The sequence below is a fragment of the Chitinophaga sp. 30R24 genome, from assembly GCF_049056765.1.
Lineage (GTDB): Bacteria > Bacteroidota > Bacteroidia > Chitinophagales > Chitinophagaceae > Chitinophaga.
Genome location: NZ_JBJGXX010000008.1, coordinates 1 through 13180 on the forward strand (window position 1 = coordinate 1; position 13180 = coordinate 13180).

Annotated in this window: 9 protein-coding genes; 6 read left to right on the plus strand and 3 right to left on the minus strand. The window is 45.4% G+C overall.

Translation table 11 applies throughout. The features are described from left to right. Together ACDQ55_RS15920 and ACDQ55_RS15925 are read right to left on the minus strand one after the other, a co-directional pair. On the minus strand, window positions 1-2267 hold a 2267-nt coding region (locus ACDQ55_RS15920), incomplete at its 3' end, for a hypothetical protein (RefSeq protein WP_420982436.1). A 516-nt stretch (window positions 2268-2783) separates the two neighbouring features. Continuing rightward, on the minus strand, window positions 2784-3611 hold the full coding sequence (locus tag ACDQ55_RS15925) for a helix-turn-helix domain-containing protein (RefSeq protein ID WP_420982438.1): 828 nt from the start codon (window positions 3609-3611) through the stop codon (window positions 2784-2786). A gap of 113 nt (window positions 3612-3724) precedes the next feature. Here ACDQ55_RS15925 and ACDQ55_RS15930 point away from each other — a divergent pair, with 113 nt between their 5' ends. The 4 genes from ACDQ55_RS15930 (at window position 3725) to ACDQ55_RS15945 (ending at window position 7121) form a co-directional block, all read left to right on the plus strand. After that, window positions 3725-4705 carry an NAD-dependent epimerase/dehydratase family protein gene (locus ACDQ55_RS15930; RefSeq protein ID WP_420982440.1) on the plus strand — a complete coding sequence of 327 codons (981 nt, stop codon included), beginning with the start codon at window positions 3725-3727 and terminating at the stop codon, window positions 4703-4705. A 22-nt stretch (window positions 4706-4727) separates the two neighbouring features. Then, complete coding sequence (locus tag ACDQ55_RS15935) at window positions 4728-5495, plus strand: DUF1295 domain-containing protein (RefSeq protein ID WP_420982441.1); 768 nt, start codon at window positions 4728-4730, stop codon at window positions 5493-5495. 23 nt (window positions 5496-5518) lie between these two features. Beyond that, window positions 5519-6625 (plus strand): ABC transporter permease, encoded by a 1107-nt coding sequence (locus ACDQ55_RS15940; RefSeq protein WP_420982442.1) that lies wholly within the window; start codon window positions 5519-5521, stop codon window positions 6623-6625. Between the two features lie 76 nt (window positions 6626-6701). Beyond that, window positions 6702-7121, plus strand: coding sequence for a VOC family protein (locus ACDQ55_RS15945; RefSeq protein ID WP_420982444.1), 420 nt, complete (start codon window positions 6702-6704; stop codon window positions 7119-7121). Window positions 7122-7396: 275 nt separating this feature from the next. Here ACDQ55_RS15945 and ACDQ55_RS15950 read toward each other — a convergent pair whose 3' ends face one another. Further along, window positions 7397-8539, minus strand: coding sequence for a redoxin domain-containing protein (locus ACDQ55_RS15950; RefSeq protein ID WP_420982445.1), 1143 nt, complete (start codon window positions 8537-8539; stop codon window positions 7397-7399). Between the two features lie 305 nt (window positions 8540-8844). On the opposite strand from ACDQ55_RS15950, the gene ACDQ55_RS15955 reads away from it, so the two are divergent. Both ACDQ55_RS15955 and ACDQ55_RS15960 read left to right on the plus strand, forming a co-directional pair. Then, window positions 8845-9984: an efflux RND transporter periplasmic adaptor subunit gene (locus ACDQ55_RS15955; protein ID WP_420982447.1), complete on the plus strand. Its 1140-nt coding sequence runs from the start codon at window positions 8845-8847 to the stop codon at window positions 9982-9984. 25 nt (window positions 9985-10009) lie between these two features. After that, on the plus strand, window positions 10010-13171 hold the full coding sequence (locus ACDQ55_RS15960) for an efflux RND transporter permease subunit (protein WP_420982449.1): 3162 nt from the start codon (window positions 10010-10012) through the stop codon (window positions 13169-13171). Window positions 13172-13180: the final 9 nt, after the last annotated feature.

Here is a 13180-nt window from a genome sequence, read left to right on the forward strand (position 1 = left end):
CCATTTCCAACCACATTAAACTCACTTGCCACAAAAGTGGACTCGCTGTTATCTAAAAATTCAGTAACGTGACTGTAAGCATAAGGCAGCCCTGCAAAAACATTCCGGCTATAATTGGGCTGTGACAAAAACCTGTAAACCGGATAAGTTTCTCCGTTTACAACCCCCAGTTGCGTTAGTAGTATACACTCAGTAATACCACCCATACGGAAACTCCCAGCTGCTGCTACTCTCAATGAACTAGCGTCTGTAAATTCAAGGGTATTGCCACTTTTGTTAAAGCTATTATAGTTATAACTTCTCACCAGATCCTGTCCTGTTGTAGAACGGCTGATCACCTGCTTCACACGGTGTCCTACATAAACAGCATCTACTATATCGTTAGTAATAGAGGCCAGATAATTCAGGGAGGCCCGCACGGTGGTCCCCTTACCATAAATCTCCACCTGCAGCCAATAATCTTTTTCAGGTTCAAACACCAGCTGATTGATTATACCTCCTTGATTATTGGTAGAATAGAAGGTATCTCCCAACCGCATCTGGATCTGCGTCCGGCCGTTAGGAAAAGTCATTCTACCATCAGTGCTCCACAACTCAACATTTGCCTGATAATTTTCTATTGGGTAGTGCTGGGGATCGTCTGTATCATAATAGCATTCCAGCTTCAATTCCACTGGCGCCCTATAAGGCATACCGCCTATATCAAAAAAACCGCCGGAATAGGAAGGCCATTCTTCGCAGGTCATCCAATCAGAGATGGTCTTCCTGTTCTCATGGGCCACCATTGTTCTGAATGTGTTTTGTTCAAAGAGGATGGTGTCTTGCCCCCCTGTAGGATACACGATTTTATTTAGTAAACCAGCTTTTCCTACCGGGGAAGGATTACGGTTACCAGGCGGAATAACCGGTATGGTGTTTAATGTAATACCATCCCTGGCTTCAGGTGGCACCATGCCTACATTTGCCTGTCCATTATAACATCCCAACATATCCTGGGAAAAAGAAAAATGATGCGGCAACGAATCCGGGTAGATATAACCAAACTGGTAATTTTGTTCCACCTTTCCCTGTTGATCTGCAACCTGCAGGTTTTTCAGGAAATATCTTGTCTTAAGTGCGTTATGCTCCCAGGGATCGCTGCTGAGGGTGCTCTTTAATACGGGTTCAATATTACTTTGGGCAACTACTTCATCATAATTGAATACCACTTGTTTTAAAAGACTGCCATTACTATTCAGCGTAATACTTTGTAACAATTGTTCATTGTAAATATCATTCCGGCTGTTATAGCCGAAGTTGATATTAAAATGATCACCCGTAACACTGCTTAATATCCAGGTTCTGGTATCTTTTTTCCTGGTACAAGCCACTTTATAACCAATATTATCAGTCTCGTCGCTACAGTTCCTATATTGCAGATATTTGGAAGAATAAACATAGTATTCTGTGAAATCATATATATAGGAATACTCCGCATTGTTATAAGAGAAATTCAGCGTGCTACCAGTAGAGGATACTATTTTATCCACAAACCAGGCCGTTGCAATATAACCCAGGTTGTTCTGGTTATCAATATCACAGGCGTTTTCACTATTGAATTTTGTGGTTTCAATATAGGCGTTAAAGAAATATTTTTCTCCATTAGGCCTGGTAAGGATAAATTGATAAGTAGGGGAAGTAGTAACGATCTCTATTTTGATATTATCTTGTGGGGAAAGTAATACTGCCTTATTGTTTTTGATAATAAAATTGCCTATAAGGCCAAAAAGATTATACGAAAATTCATCATACTGCCCATCTAATGAAGTGTTGTGGGCAGACATCCTGATAATTTTATCCCTCGCAGTGGCGGTATAGGCGGGATCATCAGGTGCTCCGAATTCATTTCTGCCATCGTCTACCCTGCCTTGCGCCCTTTCATCTGCCGCACCTTTTACCGTTCGTGTAATCACTGCCGTTATATTATCTATCCAGCCCGTTCCTATCCTGCTCCCCCAATCATCTACCCGGATACCAGTAGAAAAATAGTTAATCGCAGGGCTATATACCAGATTGCCTTGTTTAACATCCAACAAACTGATAGACTTACCAATGCCGCCGGTGTTCTTTTTTACATCAATACCCCCATAAGTGCCCAATGCACTCACCATTGGGGAAGGGGTTAAATCCTGATTGAAATGCCGTAAAAAATCCTGTTGCGCTTTAGCGCTCTGGGCAAACAACAAACAACCTATTAAAACGTTCTTTAAAATTTTAGCTACGCTCATTACCGGTTGGGATATTTATTATATAGGGTTAAATAATGCTACATACAAACACACACATAAGGTTATCAGCACCATTGATAATAATGGCCTTCGGCAAACAATATATCCTTAAACGTTATAACTGAAACATTTCACTGACACGGGGATACTACTTCTTCATACAGATTAACCAACATAAGGGATAACGCTCAGTACTTACACGGCGTAAATATATATTTTATTTATTACTGCAATGTTAAATATGATGTTCAACTTCCCCTATGGAACCTGATACCTGCAGGTATCAGGCCGGCTTAATGAAAAAAGGGCACTCAAAATTACTTTTGAGATACCCTCTACAGTGGCTATTGATAAATAATAGGATAATTTGGGGTTACCCTCCTGAATGAACCAATTTACCCGATTTAGAATGGCGGTCTTTATCAGGTATATAAATGAAAAATTAAGTACTGATTACAAGCGCAAAGTTATCGTGATTAGCAGCTTGCTCATAGTACAAAAACGACATATTTTTATTTATTCCATAACTTTATGTAAACGGATGGTATTCTTTAGCTCTTCTTCGTGTAGAAATGAAGGCGTAATCCCGGCAAATTTTTTAAAGTCGCGGATAAAGTGCATCTGGTCATAATATCCACTCTGATAAGCGATTTCGGTCCAGGTTTTCTGGGGAAACTGTTCTTTTAACTGATATGCCTTACAAAACCGGATCAGGCGGGCATATTGCTTAGGCGGCATCCCCAGGCGTTCGGTGCATTTCCTTTCAAATTGGCGGAGGCTTAAACAAGCGAGTGAAGCCATTTCTTCCATTGTAATATTGCCCGAAGTACTTACCAAAGCAGCCATGGCCTTATCTACTGGCAACAAAGGCTTCAGCGTAGATATTTTTTTCAGGAGATAAAATTCCACAATACTAACCATATGATCCCAGTCATCAGCTCCCTTCAGGCGCTCGGTGATTTCTTCTATCTCATTCCCTAATATCAGCCGGGTATCAAAGTCCTGCTCATATATTTCCAACATCGGAATTCTCAACAGGCGATGCATACCACTCGGCTGAAAGGCAATACAAACAGCCAGATGCCGGCTTCCCAAATCGAGGGTAACCGCCTGCTCCTGCGGGCCAATGGTAACGCAAACTGGTTTAATGATGAAGTTTTCATTACCTGGCTTTAACACCTTGATCGGATCTTCCAGATAAAAAATAATGTAACGCTGATAGGCCGGCACAAACCTGTAGATATTTGAAGGTGCGTCATCTTTGGTAAAATCTACCTCGTAGATACTGATACAATTCACTAAATCCTGTAGTGCAGGATGCGGCTTATAAACTTTTATTTCCATTTAAGTATTTGGCTATAGGCACTCAGTACAGTCCCATGTCTAACAAATATATAAAAAACAACAGCCAATGCTACCAAATTACGTTATCTTTTACCTGTTAATTCATATTTGAGATGACGATAGCCATTACAGGTGCATCGGGTTATATAGGCAGTGTGCTGCTTCCTTTGTTGTTGTCTGATGGACATAACTTACGACTACTGACCAGAAAAACGCCGCCCGCTATTGTGCCGGCAGGCGTTACTTTTGTACCCGGAGAGCTGACCAACGAAAGCAGCTTGCAGCAACTGGTAGCTGGCGCCAATGCAGTAATACACTTGGCGGCTGTGATTTCAATAGCAGACCAGCCGGATGAAACGCTTTTCCAGGTAAATACAACCGGCACCCGTTTACTGGCATCTGCCGCCGCTCAGGCAGGCGTACGGCGGTTTATCCATCTCAGCTCCGTTACCGCTTACAATCAGGCGCCTTACAACGAGCCGCTGGATGAACACAGAGGTCCGATACAAACACAATGGTACGGCTACGACTACTCCAAAGCAGTATCCCAGGCTATTGCCCTGGAATATAATAGTAACGATATGGCAGTGATTGTGCTAGCTCCTACAGCAGTAATAGGGCCTTTTGACAGGCAACCATCCCTGCTAGGCAAGGCAGTCATCAACTTCTATAACAGGAAGATACCAGCCTTATTTCCCGGCGGCGTTGATTTTGTAGACGTACGGGACGTTGCAGCAGCTATCGTGAGCGCCCTTACCAACGGTACTCCCGGGGAAGCTTACCTATTAAGTGGCCAATGGGCCTCCCTCCATACCCTGGCAACCACCATTGGCCACTTAAAAGGACGCCCTATTTCGCTGCCGGTGCTACCTTTATGGCTGGTGTTCTGCCTGCTGCCCTTTGTGCGGATGATCGCCGCCATTACAAGCGGGCCGCCCTATTATACACGGCAATCGGTATACAATCTTATTTACAGCAATAAAAAAATAGATCATTCAAAAGCGGAAGCAGCATTGCAGTTCAGGCCCCGCTCTTTCACCACTACGCTGGAAGACACCATTGAATGGTTTAAAACAACCGGCGTTATCCGCTAACCATTACCAAACAGGCTATCCAATGATCGACTATTTACCATTCCATCACTACCTCATTTTTATCTGCTGCTGGTCGGCATTAGGCATTATTACCGGTATCTACCTGCTCCGGCGGCAAGCTCCCTATGGCCGCTATAGCAGCGAACACTGGGGACCAATGATCCCTAACCGTATTGGCTGGTTGCTGATGGAAGCCACCGTGCTGGTAACCTTTTTTATATGGATACCCATCCGCCGTTTCAACTGGTATTCGCCCGCCGGCATCATGATCTTTTTATTCCTGCTCCACTACGTACACCGCAGCTTCATATATCCATTTATGATACGTACGCGCGGAAAAAAAATGCCGTTGGTAATCATGCTCTCTGCCATGTTGTTCAACACCGTAAATGGCTCCCTGTTAGGTATCTGGTTTGCCTCATTTGCGCAGTATCCCGGCAATTGGTACTATTCACCGGCCTTCATGGGTGGCTTGCTTTTATTTGCCGCCGGCATGTACATCAACTGGCGCTCAGACTACCAGCTGATACAGTTGCGCAAGCATAGTGAAACCGGTTATAAAATTCCTCAAACGGGGTTGTTCAGGTACATTTCCTCTCCCAACCTAACCGGCGAAATAATAGAATGGGGAGGATACGCCTTGCTTACTTGGAGCCTGCCTGGGCTGGCTTTCTTTATCTGGACCTGCGCCAATCTGGTACCTAGGGCATTAGCAAATCACAAGTGGTACCGGCAACAATTTCCCGAATATCCGGTTAACAGAAAAGCTATTATTCCTTTTACCTGGTAATTGTTCAGTGATCAAAGCAGCATATGTCAAAAAAGTATAGTCAGTTTAAAGCCGCACTGGTATTATCAAGGGCCAGTCTTATCGCTACCCTGCGCAGCCCTACTTCGGTGGTGTTTGCGCTCCTGTTTCCCATCATCTTTGTAACAGTGTTTGGCGCCATGGTAGACAACGACGCCGTTAAGGTAAAGATCGTATTGTCGCCCCGCAGCGACAGCAGCAGCCCCATGTATACCGCCATTAAATCGATCAGCATATTTAACCTTTCTCATGGTAAAGATTCTGCGGCCATGATTGCCGACCTGAAAAAAGGCCGGATAGCGGGTATCTTATACCTGCACCCACAGGAGCTGGTAAATGGCATACCTCATTATACCACCGACCTGTTGGGCAGTAGTGCCGTAGCAGACAAAATACCGCTTATACAGGCTGCACTCCAGGAGGCCGCCAGCCAGTTAAACCGCAAAATACTACCTGGCCAGCCAGTGCCTGCCAGCATTCATGCCATCACTGTACCAGGCAGAATATACCGGAAAATAGATTTCATCCTGCCAGGACAACTGGGCTTTTCCCTGTTAATGGCGGGCGTATTTGGCTCAGCCTTTCTATTATTTGACCTCCGGCATACACTGGTACTGAAACGCATATACGTAACACCGATCAAGCCTTCTTTCTTATTACTTGGAGAAATGTTCAGCCGCTTGCTGTTTCAGATTATCTGCTTTATTGTGATTACCGCGCTAGGCTATTATGCCTTCCACTTCACACTGGTAAATGGCTTGCTCACGTTTATAGAAATGCTGCTGCTATCCGTTTTCGGATTAATCATTTTCATGGGGATTGGTTTCATCATCAGTGGCCTGATCCGCAATGAAAGCTCCATAGCCCCCGTAGCCAATACCCTTACCGTTCCTCAGATATTGTTGTGTGGGTTGTTTTTTCCGGTAGATAATTATCCGGTTTGGCTCCGCATTTTCTGCGACCTGCTGCCCCTCACCTTCTTTGTGGATGGGCTTCGCAAAATTGCTTTTGAAGGCTTGCATATCTGGCAGATACCGGTACAGTTGGGAGGACTCGTAATATGGGCAATTATTGTGGCCATGCTTTCCGTGAGGTCGTTCAAGTGGGAATAATAATGATTGTTACATATAGCCACCAGCACTTTATCCTGGCCGGCGCAAAAATACTACACCTAAAAACTGAAATATAATGGCAGCAGTAAATCCTTATTTAACTTTTAACGGCACCTGTGAAGAGGCCTTTAATTTTTACAAATCCGTTTTCGGAACGGAATTTCTGAGCATCTCCCGCTTTACGGATATGCCACGCCCTGTAAGCGAGGAAGAAAAAAACCGAATCATGTATGTGGCATTACCCATTGGGCCAACAGTACTGATGGGTAGCGACCGGTCGGCACAAATGGGACCTGGCACAAATGGCAATAACTTTTCGGTGGCTATCAACGGCGATAGTGAAGAGGAAACCCATCGTATATTTGACGGCCTTTCAGCAGGCGGCAACATCAGCATGCCATTGGGCAAAGCTCCCTGGGGTGCGCTGTTTGGTATGTTTGAAGATAAATTCGGCATACAGTGGATGATCAACTACGACGAGCCACAAAAAGGATAATTTTTCTCCACTTTCCCCGTCTTCGTGTATACAAAGAGGGGGAAAGTGAAGTTTGAATCATATATCGGGACAATAGAGAGAAATGCTTCCATCTATGAAGAAAAAAACTTTGATAAGCGTATAGAAGTTATAGGCTTTTCATCGAGTTTCATATTATTGGCCAGCTTGAAGATTTATTCATTGAGCGTAAGCAACCCAACAGGAACGCGCTAAAAACAACAAGCCGTTTTCCTGCAAGAGGAAGACGGCCGTTTATAAAGGGTTTCATGGTGTTATTACTTATTCCCCATCAATGTAGTCAGTTGCTGATCGAGCTGATCACCACGGAGATTCTTTGCCACGATCTTACCATCTGGTGCAATCAGGTAGTTGGTAGGCACACCCCGCACGCCATATTTACGAGCCACTGCATTATCCCAATATTTAAGATCAGATACATGTACAAAATCCTGCAGACCGTCTTTTTCGATAGCGCCCAGCCAAGCCGCTTTCTTGCCTGCCTGGTCCAGGGATACGCTCAATACAATAAAGTTTTTATCTTTAAACTTCTTGTAGGCAGCAACTACGTTAGGGTTTTCGGCGCGGCAAGGAGCACACCAGGAAGCCCAGAAGTCCAGCAACACGTATTTACCACGGAAATCAGACAGCTTTACCGGCTGGTCGTGAATATCGTTTTGGGTAAAGTCTGGCGCTGTAGCACCTATACCCAGCGCTCTTTCTACTTCCATCGTTTGGTTAAACTCCACTCCGGCAGGGCTTTTCTTTAAAGCATCAGACAAACCGCTGAACAGAGGACCAACTTCGGCCAAGTTCATATCGTTCATCACTGCCAGTTCCTTCAGGGCTACAATGCTGAAAAAAGAATTGGGATTTTCCTGGATAAACTGCTTTTCCAAGGCTTTTCTTTTATCTACTGCGGCATGGAAACGTACATTCAATTTACCTATAAAAGCTGTATCGTTCCGTTGTTCCTCTGTAGCAGCACCAAAATCGTTATTAATACCCACCATGAGAGAATCATAAGCAGAGATATATTGCTTAAACCTATCATGTTCCTTATTAATAGGACCGCCTGTAATCACAGCATCGCTGATATTATCTTTTCCTGTGAACGTGAGAGTTCCTTTTTCCAGGTAAAACAAGCAACGGTCTACGTCTGGCCCCTGTATCATAAAACCGGTACCTTTATGGTCTACCATCAGCATTACCATCAGCGGCGACTTTACTGTACCTTTAAGTTCAAACGAGCCATTTTTGACTACAGCAGAATCCAGGAAAGCTTCTCCATTTTCCCTGCGGTCCAGGTACACTTTAGCGCCTGGTTCCAGATGCTGAATATTCCCTTTTATTGTAAACGCCTGCTGCGCAAAGCTCATAGCTGGCAGTAATAAACCTGCCAAAAAGATCCCTGTTCTCATATTTCTAATAGTTGATTTGATTGAATAAAGCAAGGTACTTGAAAAATCTTAGCGTTTTCACTTGTTTTTTTTCACCGCCAGCGGGGTTAACGCTATTTAACACTTTCGGGGGATATGTTCTGTAAACTTCCCCCGTTTCCGTTAGTCTAAGAAGCGGGAAACCAGTTAAAGAATAATTATCAACCGTATTTGAACAATAACATCGAATTGATAGTTTTTCATATAGCCTGACCCATGTCTGTTTATCCGGTAACTTCCACGGGGCTTCCTGGATCGCTAACAAAATAAAAAGAACCGTAAATGCTATGAGTAGATATACCATCGCGCTAATCCTTATTTTTGTGCTGGCCGCCTGTAAAAATAAGAAGGACAGCAAACAACAACAAACCATCAAACCTTACCCTGTTATTGTTATAAAAACACAACATGCTGTTATCTATTCCGATTATCCTGCAACTATACAGGGCTTACAGAATATTGAGATCAGGCCTAAGATTGATGGTTACGTAGAAGCCATTTATACCGACGAGGGCGCAACAGTAAAGAAGGGGCAATTATTGTTCCGCATCAATGCCCCACAGTATGAACAGAATGTGAACACTGCCAAAGCCAATATCAAGATAGCCGTTGCCGATGTAAATGCGGCACAAATGCAGGTAAATAAAGTAAAGCCGCTGGTAGACAAAGACATCGTGAGCGCCTATGAACTCGAAGCCGCCGTATATACTTTGCAGTCCAAACAAGCGGCCCTTGCTCAGGCCCAGGCAGCGCTCATCAACGCCCAAACCAACTTAAGCTATACTACTATATACAGTCCTGCTAACGGAGTGGTGGGTGTACTTCCTTATAAAATAGGCAGTCTGATAGGCAGTACCACCGCCAATCCGCTCACCACTGTTTCCAATATCTCACAGATTTACGCCTATTTTTCTATCAACGAAAAACAAGGGCTGGATTTCTTCCTATCTTCCAAGGGTGCCACTATGCAGGAAAAGCTAACCACCTTACCACCAGTTACCCTGGTACTGGCCAATGGCGTAATATTGCCTAAAAAGGGCCGGGTAGAAACCGCCAGTGGCCTCATTAATCCTCAAACAGGCGCCCTTAATATGAGGGCTACCTTCGATAATCCAGACGGACTGGTACGCAGCGGCAGCAGCGCCCTGGTGCGGATTCCCCGCACACTGGACAACGCTCTGCTGGTACCTCAGAAAGCCACCTATCAAATACAGGGTAAACTCTTTGTGTACGTAGTAGACGCCAACAATAAAGTAAAATCCGTAGACATAGGCTCCAATGCCAGCGCAGCAGGACAATCGTTCGTTGTGCAACAAGGGATTAAAACAGGTGATAAAATAATAGTAGACGGAATCAGCAACCTAAAAGAAGATCAGCTCATCAATCCCCGTATGGTAAATGCAGACAGCGTGTACAACAGTTTATAACCACCTGATCCATTAAAACATTATCATGTTAAAAAGATTTATAGAGCGGCCGGTATTATCAACAGTAGTATCTATCATTATCGTTACCCTGGGTATATTAGGCCTTACCTCCCTGCCTATTTCCCAATACCCCGATATTGCCCCGCCAACTATACAGGTGCAGGCCACCTATAGCGGCGCCAACGCCGATGTAGTACTAAAAAGCGTCATTGTTCCATTAGAGCAACAGATCAATGGGGTAGAAAATATGGATTATATTACCTCTACTGCCGGCAATGACGGCTCTGCCAATATTACCGTGAGCTTTAAGATAGGAAGTGATCCTAACATGGCAGCAGTAAACGTGCAGAATGCCGTATCCCGTGCCACGCCGTTGTTGCCACAGGAAGTAACCCGTTCTGGCGTTACTGTGCAGAAAAAACAAACCAGTAACCTCCTCATCTTTTCTGTATACAGCACCAATCCAGGTTTTGATCAAACATTCCTGCAAAACTACGTAGATATCAATATCACGCCGGTGATTAAACGTATACAGGGTGTAGGAGACGCCTCTGCGTCCGGCAGCATGGACTATTCCATGCGTATCTGGCTGAATACACAGGCCATGGCGTCTTACGGGCTGGTGCCGGCAGACATTACCGCAGCACTGGCAGAACAAAACATACAAGCAGCCCCCGGGCAGTTCGGTGAAAGCGGCGGCCAGGCATTTCAATATGTGATCAGGTATCCTGGCACCCTTACCGATACCAGCCAGTTTGGCAACATCGTATTGCGCTCTAACCTGCGCAGCCGTCTGTTGCGACTAAAAGATGTAGCCCGTATTGAGCTGGGCGCCCTTAGCTACTTCAATAGCACCCGCACCAATGGCTATCCTGCCGTTTCTGTAAGCGTAGCCCAGGTGGCAGGATCCAATGCCCGCGATGTCATCCACGAAACCTTAAAAGTAATGGAAGCAGCTTCCAAAACCTTTCCTCCCGGCATCAAATACGTAGTGCTGCAAAATGTGGACGACTTCCTCACGGCATCAATCGAAAAAGTATTACATACCTTATTTGAAGCATTCATATTGGTATTTGTGGTAGTATTTATTTTCCTACAGGATTTCCGGTCTACCCTCATACCCGCTATATCCGTTCCCGTAGCCATTGTAGGTACTTTCTTTTTCCTTGACCTCTTTGGGTTTACGATCAACCTCCTTACCCTGTTTGCCCTGATCCTGGCCATCGGGATCGTAGTAGACGACGCCATTGTAATTGTAGAAGCCGTGCATGCACGGCTAGACACCGGCTATACGTCGGCGCGCAAAGCCAGTATTGATGCGTTGGATGAAATTTCCGGCGCCATTATTTCCATAACCCTGGTAATGTCTGCAGTATTCATTCCCGTGAGCTTCATCGGCGGATCTTCAGGCATTTTCTACAAACAGTTTGGGCTTACGCTCGCCATCTCCATCGTATTATCTGCCATCAATGCACTAACGCTCAGCCCTGCGCTGTGCGCCATTTTTCTGAGGCCACACGGAAACAGCCATACGAAAACGAACTTCCTCCAGCGCTTTTATACGGCCTTCAATGTGGCTTTTGAAAGGCTCACCCAACGTTATACTGTTACACTCACCTATTTCAGTAAACACAAGTGGATACCATTAGTAATACTGGTGCTATTTTCCGGCGGCCTGTTCCTGATCTCAGAAATAACGCCTACCGCCTTTGTGCCGGAAGAAGACCTTGGTACTATCAACTGTAATATCAGCCTGCCGCCAGACGCTTCCCTACAACGCACAGACATTGTAACAAGGAAAATAGAGAAACTGGCCACTACCATCCCGGAAATTAACAACGTACTGGCCGTAACCGGCCGCGGACAATTATCCGGAACGGGCAGCAACTACGCCATGGTGGTCATGCGCTTAATCCCCTGGAACCAGCGGAAAAGGAACATCCAACAGATCATCAAAGAGCTGAATAAAAAAACAGCAGATATGACGGAAGCAGAGATCAAGTTCTTTGCCCCCGCTACCATCCAGGGCTTCGGCGCCTCTAATGGGTTTGCCTTCCAACTACAAGATAAAACGGGCGGTGAAATTGCCCGATTCTATAAGATTAGCAAAGATTTCCTTGGAGAACTGGGGCAACGCCCGGAAATACAGTTTGCTACCACTTCTTTCAACCCCAACTTCCCTCAATACCAAATGGATGTAAATGTACCGAAAGTGAAAGATGCCGGCCTGCAGGTAACAGATATCACTAATGCCATGCAAGGGTATTTTGGTGGTATCTATGCTTCCAACTTCAATCAGTTCGGGCAACAGTACCGGGTAATGGTGCAGGCATCCCCTGAATTCAGGATGACGGAAGAAAGCCTCAACTCTGTTTTTGTACGTACAGGCGACGGCGTGATGGTACCGATCACCGAATTTGTAACCTTATCGCAGGTGTATGGCCCGCAGGCCATCACCCGTTTTAACCTGTTCAACTCCATCAGCGTTAATGGTACACCCAATGCCTCCTATAGTTCGGGCCAAGCCATTGAAGCGATTGCGCAAACGGCAGCCGCTACATTGCCTGCCGGGTTTGGCTACGAGTTTTCCGGTATCACCCGCGAAGAGCTCACAGGTGGCGGACAACGTATCTACATCTTCCTGCTTTGCCTCATCTTCGTATACTTGTTGCTGAGTGCCCAATACGAAAGTTATGTGCTGCCCCTGGCTGTGCTACTGGCCATCCCCATCGGTATTTTTGGCGCCTTCCTTTTTGCACTGTTATTTGGTATCAGCAACAACATTTATGTACAGATTACGCTGATCATGCTGATCGGGTTACTGGCAAAAAATGCGATCCTGATCGTAGAATATGCGGCAGAGCGCAGACGCACAGGCATGAGCATCGCCGAATCGGCCATCAGCGGAGCGCGGGCAAGGTTGCGGCCTATCCTGATGACTTCTTTCGCCTTTATCCTCGGATTGGTACCGTTAATGCTGGCTTCCGGCGCCGGTGCCAATGGTAACCGGTCTATCGGCACCGGCGCTGTAGGCGGCATGTTGGTAGGCACGGTATTCGGTATCTTCATCACCCCTACCCTGTTTATGATTTTTCAAACCATCCAGGAAAAAATAAAGCAGACACCTATCACCAGGGAAGAAAACACTGATCATCCGTTGCCTGCACCAACGGCACCCAAACATTAAAACCTATCG